The organism is Sphingomonas faeni, from assembly GCF_024273235.1.
GTDB classification, from domain to species: domain Bacteria; phylum Pseudomonadota; class Alphaproteobacteria; order Sphingomonadales; family Sphingomonadaceae; genus Sphingomonas; species Sphingomonas faeni_A.
The window spans coordinates 84,313-103,049 of sequence record NZ_JANBVH010000008.1; the positions used below are offsets into that span (position 1 = coordinate 84,313).

The 18,737-nt window shown below is 66.8% G+C and carries 15 protein-coding genes; 13 read left to right on the forward strand and 2 right to left on the reverse strand.

The genetic code is table 11. The features are described from left to right. Positions 1-40: 40 nt before the first annotated feature. The 11 genes from NLI89_RS06135 to NLI89_RS06185 are packed head-to-tail and all read left to right on the forward strand — an operon-like array spanning position 41 to position 11,803. On the forward strand, positions 41-1,222 hold the full coding sequence (locus NLI89_RS06135; RefSeq protein ID WP_254686262.1) for a pyridoxal-phosphate-dependent aminotransferase family protein: 1,182 nt from the start codon (positions 41-43) through the stop codon (positions 1,220-1,222). After that, positions 1,219-2,094 (forward strand): allantoinase PuuE, encoded by an 876-nt coding sequence (gene puuE / locus NLI89_RS06140; RefSeq protein WP_254686211.1) that lies wholly within the window; start codon positions 1,219-1,221, stop codon positions 2,092-2,094. Before NLI89_RS06135 ends, puuE begins: the two co-directional genes overlap by 4 nt. An 8-nt stretch (positions 2,095-2,102) precedes the next feature. Continuing rightward, the gene (gene hpxZ, locus NLI89_RS06145) at positions 2,103-2,483 is read left to right on the forward strand and encodes an oxalurate catabolism protein HpxZ (protein WP_254686263.1); all 381 of its coding nucleotides are present in this window, start codon (positions 2,103-2,105) and stop codon (positions 2,481-2,483) included. Continuing rightward, on the forward strand, positions 2,480-2,968 hold the full coding sequence (gene uraD / locus NLI89_RS06150; protein ID WP_254686212.1) for a 2-oxo-4-hydroxy-4-carboxy-5-ureidoimidazoline decarboxylase: 489 nt from the start codon (positions 2,480-2,482) through the stop codon (positions 2,966-2,968). The genes hpxZ and uraD overlap by 4 nt, the downstream gene beginning before the upstream one ends. Next, on the forward strand, positions 2,965-4,389 hold the full coding sequence (locus tag NLI89_RS06155; protein ID WP_254686213.1) for an FAD/NAD(P)-binding protein: 1,425 nt from the start codon (positions 2,965-2,967) through the stop codon (positions 4,387-4,389). The genes uraD and NLI89_RS06155 overlap by 4 nt, the downstream gene beginning before the upstream one ends. Beyond that, entirely contained in the window at positions 4,386-4,718 is a 333-nt protein-coding gene (uraH, locus tag NLI89_RS06160; RefSeq protein WP_254686214.1) for a hydroxyisourate hydrolase, read from the forward strand. Before NLI89_RS06155 ends, uraH begins: the two co-directional genes overlap by 4 nt. 1 nt (position 4,719) lies before the next feature. Then, on the forward strand, positions 4,720-6,153 hold the full coding sequence (gene xdhA, locus NLI89_RS06165; protein ID WP_254686215.1) for a xanthine dehydrogenase small subunit: 1,434 nt from the start codon (positions 4,720-4,722) through the stop codon (positions 6,151-6,153). Further along, complete coding sequence (xdhB, locus tag NLI89_RS06170) at positions 6,146-8,428, forward strand: xanthine dehydrogenase molybdopterin binding subunit (protein WP_254686216.1); 2,283 nt, start codon at positions 6,146-6,148, stop codon at positions 8,426-8,428. The genes xdhA and xdhB overlap by 8 nt, the downstream gene beginning before the upstream one ends. After that, complete coding sequence (gene xdhC / locus NLI89_RS06175; protein WP_254686217.1) at positions 8,425-9,345, forward strand: xanthine dehydrogenase accessory protein XdhC; 921 nt, start codon at positions 8,425-8,427, stop codon at positions 9,343-9,345. The genes xdhB and xdhC overlap by 4 nt, the downstream gene beginning before the upstream one ends. A gap of 14 nt (positions 9,346-9,359) precedes the next feature. Next, entirely contained in the window at positions 9,360-10,664 is a 1,305-nt protein-coding gene (guaD, locus tag NLI89_RS06180; RefSeq protein ID WP_254686218.1) for a guanine deaminase, read from the forward strand. Further along, positions 10,664-11,803 (forward strand): nucleoside hydrolase, encoded by a 1,140-nt coding sequence (locus tag NLI89_RS06185; protein ID WP_254686219.1) that lies wholly within the window; start codon positions 10,664-10,666, stop codon positions 11,801-11,803. The genes guaD and NLI89_RS06185 overlap by 1 nt, the downstream gene beginning before the upstream one ends. 3 nt (positions 11,804-11,806) lie before the next feature. On the opposite strand, the gene NLI89_RS06190 is transcribed toward NLI89_RS06185, so the two are convergent. Beyond that, on the reverse strand, positions 11,807-12,748 hold the full coding sequence (locus NLI89_RS06190; RefSeq protein WP_254686220.1) for a LysR family transcriptional regulator: 942 nt from the start codon (positions 12,746-12,748) through the stop codon (positions 11,807-11,809). 240 nt (positions 12,749-12,988) lie between these two features. On the opposite strand from NLI89_RS06190, the gene NLI89_RS06195 reads away from it, so the two are divergent. Both NLI89_RS06195 and NLI89_RS06200 read left to right on the forward strand, forming a co-directional pair. After that, positions 12,989-15,469 carry a TonB-dependent siderophore receptor gene (locus NLI89_RS06195; RefSeq protein ID WP_439144481.1) on the forward strand — a complete coding sequence of 827 codons (2,481 nt, stop codon included), beginning with the start codon at positions 12,989-12,991 and terminating at the stop codon, positions 15,467-15,469. A gap of 319 nt (positions 15,470-15,788) precedes the next feature. Next, positions 15,789-16,814: a purine nucleoside permease gene (locus NLI89_RS06200; RefSeq protein ID WP_302675631.1), complete on the forward strand. Its 1,026-nt coding sequence runs from the start codon at positions 15,789-15,791 to the stop codon at positions 16,812-16,814. A gap of 745 nt (positions 16,815-17,559) precedes the next feature. On the opposite strand, the gene NLI89_RS06205 is transcribed toward NLI89_RS06200, so the two are convergent. Further along, a complete protein-coding gene (locus NLI89_RS06205; RefSeq protein ID WP_254686222.1) occupies positions 17,560-18,375 on the reverse strand; it encodes an APH(3')-I family aminoglycoside O-phosphotransferase in 816 nt (271 codons plus the stop codon). Positions 18,376-18,737: the final 362 nt, after the last annotated feature.

The window sequence follows — 18,737 nt, forward strand, 5'->3', positions numbered from 1 at the left end:
CCTGTTGTTCGGGGAAATCGACCCGCCGCAGCGCCTGCTGATGGGCCCCGGCCCGATCAACGCGCACCCGCGTGTGCTGCGCGCGATGGCCGCCGACCTGCTCGGCCAGTTCGACCCCGAGATGACCGCCTATATGAACCAGGTCATGGCGCTCTACCGCCCGGTCTTCGGCACGACCAACCCCTGGACGATGCTGATCGACGGCACCGCGCGCGCTGGAATCGAGGCGGCACTGGTCAGCCTCGTCACCCCCGGCGACACCGTGCTCGTAGTGAATTTCGGCCGCTTCGGACTCCTGCTCACGGAGATCCTCGCCCGCATCGGCGCGGTCGTCGAAACCGTCGAGGCACCGTGGGGCGAAACCGTCCCGCTCGACGCCATCGCCCGCGCCATCGACCGCACCGCCCCCAAGGTCGTCGCCTCGGTCCACGGCGACACCTCCACGACGATGGCGCAACCGCTGGAGGGCCTCGGCGCGCTCTGCCGAGCGGCGGGCGCGCTGAGCTATGTCGACGCCACCGCGACGATCGGCGGCATGGAGATCGCGACCGATCGCTGGGGAATCGACGTCGTCACCGGGGGCTTGCAGAAATGCCTCGGCGGCCCGTCAGGCTCGGCCCCGATCACGATCTCCGCCGCCGCCGCCGCGCACATCGCCGCGCGCCGCCACGTCGAGCGCGGCATCCGTCGCGACGATATCGTCGACGGCGCCGGGCCGCGCATAGGCTCGAACTATTTCGACCTCGCGATGATCATGGATTACTGGTCGGACAAACGCCTCAACCATCACACCGAAGCGACCTCGATGCTCTACGCGGCAAGGGAATGCGCGCGGCTGGCGCTCGGCGAAGGGCTCGATGCGCGCTACGCCCGCCACGCCTCCGCCGGCCGTGCGATGACTGCCGGCCTGCGCGCGATGGGCCTTCGCGTGTTCGGCGACGATGCGCACCGGATGACCAACGTCACCGGCGTCCACATCCCCGACGGCATCGACGGCGAGCGCGTCCGCACCGCGATGCGCGAGCATTTCGAAATCGAGATCGGCACCGCTTTCGGTCCGCTCCAGGGCAAGGTCTGGCGGCTTGGCGCGATGGGCTATAACGCGATGAAGCATAAGGTGCTGCTGACGCTCGCCGCTCTGGAGGCGTGCCTCAAGGCCGAGGGGTATCTGTTGCCCGACGGCGAAGCGGTGAAGGCCGCGCTTCAGGCCTGGCACGCATGACGCCCACGCGCGACCTGATCGGCTACGGCGCCACACCGCCCGACCCGCGCTGGCCAGGCGGTGCGCGCGTGGCGGTGCAGTTCGTCATCAACTACGAGGAGGGCGCCGAGAACTGCGTCCTCAACGGCGATGCCGGCTCCGAGGCGTTTCTCTCCGAAATGGTCGGCGCAGCAAGCCACCCCGACCGCGCGATGGCGATGGAAAGCCTCTACGAATATGGCGCAAGAGCGGGGTTCTGGCGCCTCCACCGGTTGTTCACCGAGCGCGCGCTTCCGGTCACCGTCTTCGGCGTTGCCCGCGCGCTCGAAATGAACCCCGCCGCAGTCGAGGCCATGCTCGCCGCCGACTGGGAGATCGCCAGCCACGGCCTGCGCTGGATCGACTATCAGTCCGTACCCGAAGCCGTCGAACGCGCGCACATCGCCGAGGCCATCGCCCTCCACACACGCCTCAGCGGCACCCGCCCGCTCGGCTGGTACCAGGGCCGCACCTCGCCCAACACAGCACGCCTCATCGCGGAGGAAGGCGGCTTCGCCTACGACGCCGACAGCTATGCCGACGACCTGCCCTACTGGGCCGGCCGGCAACTGATCGTCCCCTACACGCTCGACGCCAACGACATGAAGTTCGTGGCGCAGAACGGGTTCACCGAGGGCGACCAATTCTTCCGCTATCTCCGCGACACGTTCGAGCAATTGCGCAGCGAAGGCGGGCGGATGATGTCGGTCGGTCTCCACGCGCGCATCGCCGGCCGGCCCGCCCGCGCGCTCGCGCTCGCGAAATTCCTCGATCATGTCATCGCCAGCGGGGACGCTTGGGTCGCCCGCCGCATCGATATCGCCCGCCACTGGATGGAGGTGCACCCCGCATGACGCCCGTCTTGACGATCGACGATCCCGTGCTGCTCGCCGAAGTGACGCACGCGTTCGAGGACTATGAACGCGCGCTGATGGCCGACGATGTCGCCACGCTCGACGCGCTGTTCCACGCCGCGCCCACCACCAACCGCTACGGCGTCGGCGAAGTCCTGTACGGCATCGACGCGATCCGCGACTTCCGCAAGGGTCGGGGCGGCTCCCCCCAGCGCAGGCTCGGCCGGGTCGCGATCACGGTCTACGGTGACAGCTTTGCCACCGCCGACGCCGAGTTCCACCGCGAGGGCAGCGACCGTCGCGGCCGCCAGACGCAAGCCTGGGTAAAATTCGCCGACGGCTGGAAAGTGGTCTCCGCGCATGTCAGCCTCGAAGGGTCGACGCATTGACCGCCGCGGACACCCCCGTTCAGACTGACGCGTTCGTCGCCCGCCACGCCGCCTTGTTCGAGCACTCCCCCTGGGTCGTCGAGCGCGCCGCCGAGGCACTGCTCTTCACCGACGTCCACGCAGGCCTGATGGCCGCTGTCCATGCAGCAAGCCCTGGCGAACAGCTCGCGCTGATCCGCGCGCACCCCGAACTTGCAGGCAAGGCCGCGATCGACCGCACGCTGACCGAGGCTTCCACCGCCGAACAGGCCTCCGCCGGCCTGGACCGCCTCACGCCCGCCGAATTCGACCGCTTCCACACGCTCAACGCCGCCTATCGCGACCGCTTCGATTTCCCCTTCATCATCTGCGTCCGCCTCACCGACAAGGCCGGCATCCTCGCCGCGATTGAGCAGCGCCTAAGCAACCTTCGCGAGATAGAGATCGCCACCGCGCTCGCCCAGATCGGCGAAATCGTCCGGCTGCGGCTGGAGGACCTGCCATGATCGGCCTCCCCGCCCTCGAAGCGGACCTCGCCCGCCAGCTCGCCCTGATCGGCCACGGCGGCCCGGACTGGACCCGAGCCCGCACACATCCCGAAGGCCATGTCTACGACGTCGTCATTATCGGCGGCGGCCAGAGCGGACTCGCCGTAGCGTTCGGCCTGCTGCGCGAGCGCGTCTCGAACATCCTCGTCATTGACGAGAACCCCGCCGGCTATGAAGGCCCGTGGGACACGTATGCGCGGATGATCACGCTGCGCACGCCGAAGGGGCTCAACCCGATCGACTTCGGCGTCCCCGCGCTCAGCTTCCGCGCCTGGTACGAGGCGCAGCACGGCGCCGACGGCTGGGACGCGCTCGACAAGATCCCGCGCGGCGACTGGATGGCGTATCTCCGCTGGTACCGCCGCGTCCTCGCGCTACCGGTCCGCAACGACACGAAACTCGACCTGATCGAACCGGTGGAAGACGGTCTCTACCGCCTCCGCATTATCGGCCAGGCGCCGCTGCTCACACGCAAAGTCGTGCTCGCGACAGGCATCCAGGGCGGCGGCGAATGGCACGTCCCGCCGATGATCGCCGACGCGCTGCCCCGCGACCTCTACGCGCATACCAGCGAGCCGATCGACTACGCCGCCCTCGCCGGCAAAAGGATCGGCATCCTCGGCGGCGGCGCCTCCGCCTTCGACAACGCCAACGCGGCGCTCGAATCCGGGGTCGGCACCTGCGACGTCTTTCTCCGCCGCAAAGTCCTCCCGCGCATCAACCCGATCCGCCACATGGAGCGCGTCGGCTTCACCGGCCGCTATCCGGCGCTCGCGGACGCCGACAAATACGCGGTGATGGCGGCGTTCCTCGGCCACAGCCAGCCGCCGACCAACGACACGTTCACGCGGGCCGCCGCCAAGCCCGGCTTCGCGCTGCACCTCGGTGCGCCGTGGCTATCGGTCGCGGCAAAAGACGGCGCGGTCCGCGTGGCCACGCCGCAGGGCGACCACATGTTCGATTTCGTGGTGCTCTCGACCGGCCTCGTCAGCGATCCCGGCCTTCGCCCCGAGCTGAAGCTCGTCGCAGACTCGATCGCCCGCTGGTCCGATCGTTTCACGCCACCCGCAGGCGAGGCGAACCCGCTGATCGACGCGCACCCGTATCTCGGCGCGGGCTTCGAATTGCTGCCTCGTGTCCCGGCCGACGCATCAAGGCTGCACGGCCTGTTCGCCTTCAACTACGCCGCCCTGGTCAGCCTCGGCCTTTCCGCATCGGCATTATCAGGGCTTCGCACCGCACTGCCCCGGATCGTCAAAGGCATCACCGACCAGCTCTTCCTCGACGACCGCGAGGCCCTCGTCGCCGACCTGCTCGCATACGACGAACCCGAATTCGTCGGCGAATGGCCCAAACCTGCTCAGGACACCGCAGCATGACGACGCTCTCCACGCACGTCCTCGACACCACCCATGGCCGCCCCGCCGCCAGGGTCGCGGTACGGCTGTCGACCGCGGCCGGCGTATGGCTGTTCTCCGCCATCACCAACGCAGACGGCCGCTGCCCCGGCCTTCCCACCATCAAGCCCGGCCGCTATCGCCTCGAATTCTCCGTCGCCGACTATTTCCGCAACAGCGGCGTCGCGCTGCCCGATCCGCCGTTCCTGGACGTCGTGGGGATCGATTTCGGCGTGAGCGACGCCGATGGCCATTATCACGTACCGCTGCTCGTCTCGCCCTTCGCCTATTCGACCTATCGCGGCAGCTGACATGACCGTCCGTTTTCTCCTCGACGACATGATGGTCGAACTCGCCGACGTCGATCCGACCGCTACCCTGCTCGATCACCTGCGCTACCGGATGCGCCGGACCGGCACCAAGGAAGGCTGTGCGGAGGGGGATTGCGGCGCCTGCACTGTGCTCGTCGGCGACCTGGATAGCACGCGAGATGCAGTGACCTGGCGCGCGGTGAACGCCTGCATCCTGTTCCTGCCGATGCTTCACGGCAAGGCGCTGCTGACCGTCGAAAGCCTCGCCAAGGGCGGGGTCCTCACCCCGCTCCAGACCTGCATGGCCGAAAACGGCAGTTCGCAATGCGGCTTCTGCACGCCCGGCTTCGTCATGTCGCTCCACGGCCGCAGCATCGGCGCAGTCGGCCACACGCTCCCGGTCGCGGACGTGATCGCCGGCAACCTCTGCCGCTGCACCGGCTACGGACCGATCCTCGCCGCCGGTGAGAGCATCGGACCAGAGCCCCACGACGATGCCGCACTCGTTGCCAGGCTGAAGGCGTTGGCCGAAACCGACACCGTCTCCGGCAGCTTCGGCAACCGTAAATGGTTCATCCCGCGCAACCCGGCCGCGCTCGCGGACCTGCTTTCCGAATACCCCGATGCCCGCCTCGTCGCCGGCGCGACCGACGTCGGTCTCTGGGTCACCAAGGGCCTGCAGACGATCGACACGCTAGTCTTCCTCGGCGACATCCCCGAACTCGCCCGGATCGAAGACACCCCGGAGGGCCTGACGATCGGCGCGACGGTCCGCTACGCCGACGCGCACGATGCGTTCGCACGCCTCCACCCCGATCTCGGCGAACTGACGCGCCGCCTCGGCGGGCTCCAGATCCGCAACGCCGGGACGATCGGCGGCAACATCGCCAACGGCTCCCCGATCGGCGACGGCCCGCCTGCGTTCATCGCGCTCGGCGCAACGCTGACGGTGCGGGGCGTCGATGGGCGTAGGACGATGCCGCTCGAAGACTATTTCATCGCCTACGGAAAACAGGATCTCCGCCCCGGCGAGTTCGTCGAGAGCCTCCACATCCCCCGGCCCGGTCCCCACGACATCGTCCACATATCGAAACTCACGCGTCGCTTCGACAGCGACATTACCGCGGTCTGCGGTGCGCTCAAGCTGACCGTCCACGACGACAAAATCACCAACGCTCGCGTCGCCTTCGGTGGCATGGCCGCGACACCCAAACGCGCGACCGGATGCGAGGCGGCCCTCACCAACCAGCCCTTCACCCTTGCCACGATCCAGACCGCCATGGACGCCCTGCGTACCGACTATGCCCCCCTCACCGACGTCCGCGGATCGGCACCCTACCGCATCGAAGCCGCCGCCAACCTGCTGCTCCGCCTTTGGTACAAGTCCCAGGGCGAAACCGTCTCCGTGCTCGACCTGGAGTCCGCCGGTGCCTGATCACGCCCCGAAGCCCTCCAACCCCCATGACAGCGCCCGTCTCCACGTCACCGGCGCGGCGCTGTATGTCGACGACGTCGGCGAACCCGGCGACATGCTCCACCTCGCCTTCGGCCAAAGCAGCGAAGCGAACGCGCGCATCACCGCGATCGACCTCGCCGCGGTTCGCGCCGCGCCCGGCATCGTCGCCGTCTTCACCGCCGCCGACATCCCCGGGGCCAACAACGTCAGCCCGGTCGCGAAAGACGACCTCCTGCTCGCCGACGGTGAAGTCCTGTACGTAGGCCAGCCCGTCTTCCTCGTCGCCGCCACCAGCCAGCGCGCCGCCCGCGCCGCCGCCCGGCTCGGCACGATCTACTATGAACCCCGCCCGGCCAGCCTCACGATCGACGCCGCCCGCAAAGCAAAATCCGAGATCGAACCGACCCAGCGCATGGCCCGCGGCGACGCCCCCGCCGCGCTCGTCAAAGCCCAGCACCGACTGAGCGGCAGCTTCGCGATGGGCGGCCAGGACCATTTCTACCTCGAAGGCCAAGTCGCGATCGCCACTCGCGGCGAGGACGGCCAGGTCCACATCCTCAGTTCCACCCAGCACCCGAGCGAGATTCAGCACCTCGTCGCACACATGCTCGATCGGAACTCGGCCGACATCACCGTCGAGGTTCGCCGGATGGGCGGCGCGTTCGGCGGCAAGGAGACGCAGGCCGCCGCCTTCGCCGCCGCCGCCGCGCTGGTCGCGGACACGACCGGCCACCCTGCCAAATTCCGCTGCGACCGCGACGACGACATGATCATGACCGGCAAGCGGCATGATTTCGCGGTCGCCTACGACGTCGGTTACGACGACGAGGGCCGCCTCCTGGCGCTGCAACTCCGCCTCGCCTCACGCTGCGGCGCCACCGTCGATCTCTCGCCCGCGATCAACGACCGCGCGATGTTCCACTGCGACAATTGCTATTGGCTGCCCGATGTCGAGATTCTCTCCGAACGGCTGAAGACCAACACCGTCTCAGCCACCGCCTTTCGCGGGTTCGGTGGGCCGCAAGGCATGCTCGCGATCGAGCGCATCATCGACGACGTCGCCGCGCATCTAAGCCGCGACCCGCTGGAGGTCAGGCTCGCCAACCTCTACGCCCCCGGCCGCGACACCACGCCCTACGGCATGACCGTCGCCGACAACATTGCCCCGCCGCTCATCGCCAAGCTCCGCCGGGACGCGCGCTACGATGCAAGACGACAGGATGTCGACGCCTTCAACGCGCGTAGCCCGATCATCAAGAAGGGCCTCGCGCTCACCCCCGTAAAGTTCGGGATCAGCTTCACCACCACGCATCTCAACCAGGCCGGCGCGCTCGTGCACGTCTATGCGGATGGCAGCATCCAGATCAATCACGGCGGCACAGAGATGGGCCAGGGCCTCCACATCAAGATCGCGCAGATCGTCGCCGACGTCTTCGCGCTGCCGGTATCGCAGGTCCGGATCACGGCGACCCGCACCGACAAGGTCCCCAACACCTCCGCCACCGCAGCCTCGTCGGGCGCGGACCTGAACGGCATGGCCGCCTACAATGCGGCCATGACGATCCGCGACCGCCTGACCGATTTCCTCAAGCGAACCTATGACTGTGACGACATCCGGTTCACCCCGGAGGGCGTGGTCGCCGGCACGGAACGCCTCACCTTCCGCGACCTCGCCCGGAAAGCACATATGGGCCGCATCTCGCTCTCCGCGACCGGCTATTACGCCACCCCGGGCATCGCCTACGACCGCGCCGCGCACAAGGGCCGGCCCTTCTACTACTTCGCCTATGGCGCCGCGCTCACCGAAGTCGCGATCGACACCCTCACCGGCGAGCACAAGGTCCTTGCCGTCGACATCCTCCACGACGTCGGCCGGTCGCTCAACCCGGCGATCGACATCGGCCAGATCGAAGGCGGTTTCCTGCAGGGCCAGGGCTGGCTGACCACCGAGCAACTCGTGTTCGACGAACACGGCCGGCTGCTCACGCATTCCCCCGCGACCTACAAGATCCCTACCGCCTCCGATCGCCCGCGCCACGTGACGATCGCGCTGTGGGACGGCGCGAATGTCGAACCGACCGTCAACCGCTCGAAGGCGGTCGGCGAGCCCCCGTTCATGCTCGCCATCGCGGTCTTCTCCGCGCTGACCCAGGCCATCGCCGCGACCGCCCCCGACACACGCAGCCTGCCGCCGCTCGACGCCCCCGCAACCCCCGAGGCGATCCTGCGCGCGATCGCCGGCCACCGCACATGACCGATTGGCTCGCCTGGCTCCGCGACATCGCGCCGCGCGAACCCACGGCAATGATCAGCATCCTCGCCAGCGAAGGCTCCGCACCCCGCGGCGCCGGCACGCGGATGCTCGTCACCGCAACCACGCTCCACGGCACGATCGGCGGCGGCCAGCTCGAATACCGTGCCGTCGAGCAGGCCCGCGCCATCCTCGCCCATCCGGCCGGCACATGGCGCGTCCAGGATTATCCGCTTGGACCTTTGCTCGGCCAATGCTGCGGCGGCCGCGTGCGATTGCTGGTCGAGCATGTCGACTCCACCGCGCTCGGCTGGATCGCGGATGCGACCGAAGACAGCGTCCTCGTCTCGACGCTCACCGCCGACAAGGTCGCGCGGCGCATAGGCCCGGATGCGATCCCCACCCCGCTTTCCGCCCGAGGACCGACGCCGCTCGCTGGAACCACCTTCGCCGAGATCGTCGGCCGGCGCAGGCGCCCGATCTACCTCTTCGGCGCCGGTCATGTCGGACAGGCCATCGCCCGCCACGCCGCCAACCTCCCGTTCCGCCTCGCCTGGTTCGACACCCGCCCGGCCTTCGACGCGATCGACGGCGTCGCGATCGTCCCCGAAACCGGAATCGCCGCGTGTGTCGCCGAGGCCCCCGCCGACAGCGCGATCCTGATCCTCACGCACGATCACGCGCTCGACTATCAGTTGACCAGGGCCGCGCTCGATCGCTCGCCGGTCGCGTTCGTCGGCCTGATCGGATCGGCGACCAAGCGCGCCCGCTTCGACGCACGGCTGGACCGCGACGGCATTCCCGCCGAATCCCGCGCGCGCCTCACCTCGCCGATCGGCATCGCGCGCGTTGCCGGCAAGGAGCCCGACGTCATCGCTATCTCGACCCTCGCCCAACTCCTGCAATTGAAGCCCCTGTGATTGAAGCTCCTGTGATGCGCAAAGCCTTTCGCGGCGAGATCCTGTCGGTCGCGCACGATCCCCGCGCCGACCCGGACGCCGTCCGCCACGAAGCCGACGGTCTGATCGTGATAGAGAACGGCGTGGTCGTCGCGCGCGGCGACTATGCCGACCTCGCCGAGCGCTTCGCCGACGTCCCGACCGAGACGCTGCCCGGCCTCATCGTCCCCGGCTTCATCGACGCGCACGTCCATTATCCACAGATGGACCGCATCGCCTCGCACGGCGCGCAGTTGCTCGACTGGCTCGATCGCCACATCTTCCCCGCCGAACGCGCCTTCGCAGAGCGCGCACACGCCGATGCGGTGGCGGGTGCCTTCCTCGACGAACTCCTCCGCAACGGCACCACCAGCGCCCTCGTCTTCCCGACCGTCCACGCGCAGTCGGTCGACGCGCTGTTCGAGGCGGCCCTCACCCGCAACATGCGCGTCATCTCGGGCAAGGTGCTGATGGACCTCGGTCCCGAAGGCCTCGCCGACACCCCGGACCTCGCCCGCAGCGAGACCGAAACGCTGATCCGCCGCTGGCAGGGCAAGGGACGGCTCGGCTACGCGATCACGCCGCGTTTCGCCCTCACCTCTTCAGACGACCAGCTCCGCGTCGCCGGCGACCTCGTGGCCGCGCATCCCGGCGTCCTGCTGCACACACACCTGTCCGAGAACGTCCACGAATGCGCCGCCGTCGCCGCACGGTTCAGCGATGCGCGCGACTATCTCGACGTCTATGACCGGTTCGGGCTGGTCGGGGTGCGCTCGGTGTTCGCGCACGGGGTGCATCTGTCGGACCGCGCCTGCACCCGCCTCGCGGAAAGCGGCGCCGGCATCGCGGTCTGCCCCAGTTCGAACCTGTTCCTCGGCTCCGGCTTCTTCGACTTCGGCCAGGCCGACGCCCACGGCGTCCGCCTCGGACTGGGCACCGACATCGGCGCCGGCACGAGCTTCTCGATGCTCCACACCGCTGGCTTGGCGTACCAGGCGGCGCTCGCCCGCGAAGACGCACTCGACCCGTTCCGCGCGCTCTATCTCGCCACCGCCGGCAGCGCCCGGCTGCTGCATATCGACGACCGCGTCGGCAGCCTCGAGGTCGGCCAGGAGGCCGATTTCGCGGTGCTCGACTGCGCCGCAACACCGTTGCTGGCGCGCCGAACACGCGGTGCCGGTCTCGCCGAACGCCTGTTCGCCCTACAGATCCTCGCCGACGATCGCGCGATCAGCCGCACCTATGTGCTGGGCGATTGCGCCTGGGACAAGACGACTGGCTTTGCCGTGGAGACGCAGTGATGACGACCCGAACCGCGCCGATCCGGCGCGCCCTGACCGCGCTCCTCCTGTGCCTTACGATCGCGACGGGGGGGCTCGCCGAAGCGCAGGACCGCCGACGGAAGGTGATCATCGACGACGAAGGCTTTGCCCTCATGCACCTGATGCTGCTCGACGCGCCCGACGTCGACGTCGTCGGCATCACCACCGTATCGGGCAACGTCTGGGCCAATCGCGCCACCGCGCTCGCCTTGCGCGGCGTCGAGATCGCCGGCCGCACTGATGTTCCGGTGGTCCAGGGCGCGACCTACCCGCTGCTCAATTCCGAAGCGCTGACCGATCGCTGGGAGACGCTGTACGGCAAGCTCGTCTGGAAAGGCGCGTGGATGAAGGCATGGGTCGAGCCTACCCAGCAGGCCGCCCCACCCTATTACGGCCCCACCGACCCCGTCCTGCTGCCCGGCGGCAACGCCAGGATCAAGCCATCGCCCGAGATCGCCGCGCTGTTCCTGATCCGGATGGTTCACGCGCACCCGGGCGAGATCACGATCGTCGCAGCAGGCCCGCTCACCAACCTCGCCCTCGCGCAACGCCTCGATCCGAGTTTCGCCGGTCTTGCGAAGGAACTCGTCTACATGGGCGGCAGCCTCAACCCGAGGCAGGTGCTCGCGAACACGTCCGCCGGCGACTTCGCGCGCGAATACGTCAACACGCCGCGCCGCGAGTTCAACATCCGCTTCGATCCCGAGGCCGCCAGTATCGTCCTGCACAGTCCGTGGAGGCACATCACGCTCGTGCCCGTCGACCCGGCGACCGCGACGCAGTTGAGCCCCGACCTGCTCGGGCGCCTCGCGAAGGTCGCCACCCCCGCCGTCGCGAAGTTCATCGGCGCGATGGAGCCCGGCTTTCCGCTGTGGGACGAGGTTGCCGCGGGCGTCTGGCTCGATCCGACGATCGTCATCGCGAAGGAAACGCTGTTCGTCGATGCCAATACACAGTTCGGTGCGGGGTATGGCGACCTGCTTTCCTGGGACAAGGCCTATCGGCCGGGCCTGGGGGAGCAACCCGCGGACGTCGTTCGCGCGGTCGATCCCGCCCGACTGGAGACCTTGATGACCAGGCTCATCGCCAACGCCGCGCGGCCCGCCAAGCGGAGATAGTCGTCACGCCTGCGGATCGACGGCGGCCTCCATCGACGCCGGATAGCTCAACTGCGCGAACCCGTTCTCGATCTCGCGCAGGACGATCCCCGCGGCATAGGACGGCGTCCGCGCCGAGGCCGTGCACAGCGCGAGGATCATCGGTCGCAGGATCGCGTCGGAGATCTTGGTGAACGACAACAGCCCGCGCCGCACCTCGGTCGTCACGTCGATCGACGTCAGGATGCCGATCCCGACGCCCTGCAACACCAGCGACGTGATCATCTGGATATTGTCCGACGTCACCGTCTTGTCGACGACCACGCCGGTGATCCCCTCCAGCACCGCGATCTGCTGGCATACCGCGAGCGGTTCGGCAGGTACGATCAACGCCGATCCCGCACAGGCCGAAAACCGCGCCTCGCGTTGCCGGCCGAGCGGATGCCCGGCCGGGGTCAACAACCCGAGTACGACCTCGACGAACGCCCGCACGGTGATCCCGCGAAAGGACTGCGGCTCGAAGAAGATCCCGAAATCCACTTCGCCGCTCAGGATCGCGCTGCGCACCGCATCGTTGTTCAGCACCTTGATGCCGATCGTGATGCCGGGATACTGGCTCTGGATCGCGTGGACGACGCTCGGGATATAGCCCTTGGCGAGCGCATCGATGATCGCGATGTCGACATGCCCGCGTTTCAGCCCGCGCAGATCCTCGATCTGGGTACGGACATCGGCCATGTCCTTCTGCCAGCGCAGTCCCGAGGCCATCATGATCTCGCCGGCCGCGGTCAGCCGAAGCCCGGTCGGCAGCCGCTCGAACAGCGGCATGCCCATGTCCGCCTCGACGTTCAGGATCTGCCGGTCGATCGCCGACGCCGAGACGTTGAGCACGTCGGCGGCCTTGCGGATCGACCCCAGCCGGCCGACCGCAAGGAAGTAGCGCAGGAAGCGCGAAAAGGCGGGCATAGACCTCTCTAATTTTTGCAACGGGCTGCCGAATTCATTGCATTTGATCGTGGCACGTCAAGCCCCTACCCGAAGATCATAAAAGAAAAGTCCGGGGGCGGATCGACACGACACTATTGCCGCGGCCGTCGGGACGGGCGCGGCAATGATGGGGATAAGAACTCGTAGAGGCGCTGGGGCATCTCGCCGTCAAGTTCAGGGGGAATAAAGACAATGGTACGGATTAAGGGCTCCGGCTCGATGATTTCCGGTGTGCAGTGCGTGCCCGGGCGTGCGCCGTTGCTTGCACTGGCCGCAGGCCTGCTTTGCGGCACCGCAATCGCCTCTCCCGCATTCGCCCAAACCGCCAGCTCGGCCGCGGTCCAGGCCGGTACCCAAGCTGACGGGGCGCAGGAACCGGTCGACGAGGCGGCGGAGATCGTCATCACCGGGTCGCTCGACGCGCTGCCAAACAAGGACGTCGGGACGATCTTCGGCTTCAACAAGACGCTGGTCGAAACCCCGCGATCCGCCTCGACGATCAGCGGCGAGCAGATCGAGCGGTTCGGCATCACCGACATCTACGATCTCGTCGCGCAGGCACCGGGCACCTTCACCAACTCGTTCTTCGGCGTCGGCGGTGCGCTCGATATCCGCGGCACGCCGGGCGAGGTGTATTTCCGCGGCGTCCGCCGGCTCGACAATCCCGGCAACTATCCGACCCCGATCGGCGCATCCGACCGGATCGACATCGTCCGTGGCCCCGCCTCGCCGATCTACGGCCCGTCCAAGACCGGCGGCTACATGAACTTCGTGCCCAAATCGGCGCGCGTGAAGGGCGGTGCGCTGCTCGACCATGCCGAGGGCGAGGTCAGTTATACCGGCGGCAGCTGGAACCGGAACGTCCTGAAAGCCGAGGTGCGCGGGCCCGCCCGGCTGCTCGGCACCGAGTTCGGCTACAGCCTGTATGCCGAGGTCGAGGATTCGGGCAGCTATTACCGCAACATGTCCACCAACCAGACGGTGTTGCAGGCGGCGTTCGACAACCAGCTGACCGACACGCTCCGCATCGAGTTCGGCGGGATGTACCAGAAATATTCGGGCCAGCAGAATGGCGGCTGGAACCGCCTGACGCAGGACCTGGTCGACAACGGCACCTACATCACCGGCAGCGCCAAGCCGCTCGACACCAATGGCGATGGCCAGCTCTCGACATCGGAGTTCACCAGCGTCGGCAGTTTCTCGCCGTTCGGCACGTTCGCGTGCGGCGGTGGCAGCACGTCGGCCGCCTCGTTCACCGACGCGTGCTTCACCGGCACCTATCCCTATCTCGCGCTACAGAACACCGGCACCGCCAAGCTCAGCCGCAAGGACGTCCTGACCGGCAAGGACGATTTTCTCAAGAACACCGCGAAGACCGGCTATTTCGACATCATCTTCGACGCCGGCAACGGCTTCGAGATCAAGAACCAGCTGTTCTATGACGGCTACAACAACGACAACCAGAACGCCTACGGCTTCTCCCAATTCCACGATTCGTGGGCGCTGGAGGACAAGATCGTCGTGTCCAAGGCGTTCAAGACCGATATCGGCAAATTCTCGTTCCAGGTGTCGCCGTCGATCCGTTATACCGACTTCCTCCACGGCGATGATTTCGACTTCGAATATTTCCACCGCGTCGACTTGACCCAGGGCTACACGCCGCTGTCCGATCGCCTGCTGTCGACCGAATGCGACTGCGACTACACGAACTATGTGAAGGGCCATTACACCGACTATGGCCTCGCCGGGCTCGCCGATCTCGACTTCGACTTCGGCCTCGATCTGGTCCTCGGCGCGCGCTACGACGTTATCGACGCCAAATCGACGACCGACCCGACCAAGGTCCGCGTCGTGCCGACGGTCCTGACCGGTACCGGCAGCACCGGCGCATGGTCCTGGACCGCGAGCGCATCGTACAAGCTGCCGCTCGGCCTGATCCCCTATGTGACGGCCTCGCGCCAGTCGACCGTGGTCGCCGGCCAGGGGGCGGAGATCGCGCCCGCCGACGTCGCCGGCGAGAATTTCGTCGCCGCGTCGAAACTCTACGAAGGCGGGCTCAAGGGCAGCTTCCTCGACGACAAGCTCTACGCCGCCGTCTCGGTCTACAAACAGACCCGCACCGATCACAACGTCCAGTCGTCGACCGTGAACCAGTCGGTCGAGACAAGGGGCCTCGAAGCCGAAGCGCGCTGGGCGGTCGACAAGCACCTGTTCATCACCGGCGCCTATACCCGGACCAAGGTCTACAACCTCACCTTCCTGGATGCGGGATCGACCTTCAGCTTCTTCGGGATCGAGGATCTGGTGAACGTCACCGATCCGACGCTGTTCCTCGGCGGCCAACCGGGTGGCCTCGTCCCGATCCCCGACAAGGAGGCGTCGCGGCGACAGGGCATTCCGACCAATCTCTACTCGGCCACTGCCAGCTACGCGTTCGACAACGGCATCGCGCTGACCGCCAGCGTCGTCCAGGTCGATTCGGTGTTCTCCGGCCAGTCGCGCGTCGTCAAGCTGCCCGCCTATACGCTGGTCGATCTCGGCGCCTCGTTCCAGAAGGACAATTGGCTGTTCCGCGTGGTCGTCAAGAACGTGACCGACACGACCTATTACCGCGCCAACTTCACCGAATTGTTCGGCAGCACCATCGTCCTGCCCGAGAGACCCCGCAGCTTCCAGGGCTCGGTCATCTACAAGTTCTGATGCAAGCGACCGCCGCCACCCGATCGAGACGGCATCGATCCTCCCCCGCCAGGGGGAGGTGGCGCTGAAAGCGACGGAGGGGGAGGACGCGGAACAGGCGTAAGTGCCTGCCGCCCCGCTCCGTCAAAGTCCTCCCACCTCCCCCCAGGCGGGGGAGGATCGATGCCGTTCTGAACCAGGATAGCGCAGAACAACCGTCACCGGAGACACCGCCCCCATGCACCCCCTGACCCGCGCAGCCCTCTACGCGAGTGCCGCCCTCGGCCTTGTCTCCCAGCCCGCCAACGCCGTGCCCGCTGACGCCGCGCCCGCCAAACCCATGCCAACGACCAGCATCGAGACCTGCGCCCCGGCCGCGCCCTGCCCCACCCCGCTCGAGATCCGCGCCGTCCTCGTCACCATGTTCGAGATCGGCAAGGACACCGGCGACGCCCCCGGCGAGTTCCAGTTGTGGAAGGAACGCCATCATCTCGACATCCGCATCCCGTTCCCGCAGGCCGACCACGACCTGTACTATGATCCGTCGAAGCACGTCCTCGCGATCGTCACTGGCATGGGCACCGCACATTCGGCCGGATCGACGATGGCGCTCGGCCTCGACCAGCGCTTCGACCTGACCCACGCCTATTGGCTGGTCGCGGGGATCGCCGGGATCGATCCGGAGGACGCCTCGATCGGCTCGGCGGCCTGGGCCCGCTACCTCGTCGATGGTGACCTCGCGCACGAGATCGACGCGCGCGAGATCCCTAAGGACTGGAAATCGGGCTATTTCCCGCTCGACCGCAAGGGCCCGAACGATCCCCGTCCTGCGGCCCCGCATGGCGAGATGTTCGCGCTCAACGCCGCCCTGCGCGACTGGGCCTACACCCTCACCAAAGACATCGCGCTTCCCGACGATCCCGCGATCACCCGGGAACGCGCCCGCTACGTCGGCTATCCGATGGCGCAACGCCCGCCGTTCGTCCTCAAGGGCGATCAGCTCGCCGCCGCGACCTTCTGGCACGGCCGGATCCTCAACGACTGGGCCAATGCCTGGGTCGATTATTGGACCGCCGGCAAGGGCGCGTTCGTCACCTCGGGCATGGAGGAAACCGGCACGTACCAGTCGCTCCTCCAGCTCGCCAAGATGGGCCGCGTCGACAAGGACCGCGTCATGGTCCTGCGCGCCGGCAGCAACTTCACCATGCCGCCGCCCGGCATCGCGGCAGCCGACTATCTCCTCCGCGAAAACGAAGGCTTCTCCGGCATGACCGCCGCCCTCGAAAGCCTCTACCGCGTCGGCTCACCGGTGATCGACGAACTCACCACCCACTGGGACCGCTACGAAAAGACCATCCCGCAATGAGCCAGTCTTCGATCAGCCAGTCTTCGATCAGCCGGTCTTCGGTGCCCAGCCCGCTTCCCCCGGCGCCACCCGCTTGCCCGTGATCGACGCGCCGGGACGCCCGGTAAGGCGGGCTGGACCTGGTAGCGCGGGGTGGATGCACCGACCCACCCCGCACCCCTAGCCGGCGATTACCGGCAACGGCGCACCCGGCGATGGTTGCGCCATACCATCCGGCAGCGCGGACGGTGCGCGCGTGGCCCTGGCCGTGGCGGCGGACGATCCACGCCGGGCGGCGGCGGAGGAGGACCTTCCCGCCCCCTTGGCGGCGGGGGCGGTCCGTCCTGAGCGATTGCCGGCGCCGTCACGCCAACACTCAAGAGCAGTCCGCCTGCAATAAGCAGATGAGTGATCTTCATTAAAGTCTCCAAGAGCCGATGTGTGGCTCCATTCGCGCTTAAAGTCAGGAGATAGCGCGATAAAGGCCGGGATCGTCGAATCCCGCCAATAGAAGAATTTCCTACATTATCTTACAAAAGATTACAGTGAACCAGGAACAGATCGCCCTGCACTGTATCCCAATGCCGCGACCGGGGATTTTCCAGCGGTGGTCCTTGCAAGGACTGACCCGAGCATGTCGCGGATTCCGCAGTCGCTGAGTAAGTCGATCGTAGGAAAGCGATGCTAGAAAAATTCGACCCGTGGTAATCTGCTTACCGGGCTCAAACATCTAAGAGAGCGCCTCCTGGGGCGTCGCTGCCGGACTTTAAAACATTTCATCCAGCAAGAGGTGAAACTGAAGCTTGCGTTCGTCGGCCTCTGCGACGCCGTACTGTTCAATAAGCCGGTCTTGTAGCGATGCATCGAACTCCCCGAGGCAATTCCACAATATAGCCAGGTCTTGGTAGCGGTCCGCGATACCGACCCTGCTGGCGTCGATGCAGCCGACCACTTCACCATCGAGAATCAGGATATTATCAAGCGAGAAGTCGCCATGCGTGACGACAGGGTCGGAGGGCATCGGCAGCAGGTGCTGCATCGCTTCCCAAACCTGCTCCGCCGTCCAGCCTTCGCGCTCGTCGTCAAAGTCGTCTTCGTCGACCAGATCCGCGTCGATGCGTTCACGCGCCCGTGAAAGGCGGTAGGCATGATCGCTGTTGAAGGGGCATTCGCTGGTCGGGATGGCATGTAGACGCCGCAGAAACGCGGCGAGCGCATCGACTATCCCAATACCGGTATCGGGTTGCGCCTCCAGAATCTGGTATGCGGTCTGTCCAGGCACTGCCGTCATCAGCAGCCATGCCTCGTCCTGCGTGGCGACGAAGCCTTCGACGGCAGGGACGGGAATGTACCTTCCCAGCCAACGCAATCGGACCATTTCGTCGGTTATGTCGCCAGCGACGGAGCTTCGCCCATGCTTGAGGAACAGGTCAGGCGCACCTATCTTACTATGCAGCCGATAAACGGCACCGCCTGATTCCCCGACGTTATCGCGCGCCCACTCATACCCCACCAAGGGCGCGGACATACTCGCCGGCAACGATATGGCTGCACATGCCTCTTCCCGATCTAAATCCATCATCCCTCACCGTTCGCGACGCCTTATGACAATCGAGGTTGGCTGAGGGTAGCCCAGCAGTGAGGACGTTCCGTGTCTTCGGCTTCCCGAAAAAGACCCCTTAGCGGGACAGCCCGGCGATCGTGCCGATAGCCGTCCGGTGCACTCGCTTTCCCAATGTCTATTCCCGATTGGTCTTTCCCAACATGACTGTCGGAGACGGAGAAACGGGAAAGATCGCGCTTAACGAATGGCAGCTATCGGGAGCCCGGATCGCCAGCCTGAACGGCCCGATATGGGCGATTATCGCAGTTCCAGCGCTGCTCAGCCTTTGACGTAGTCTCGCCTGCGGGTGATGATTGGGCATATACCTTCCGAGGAAAGAC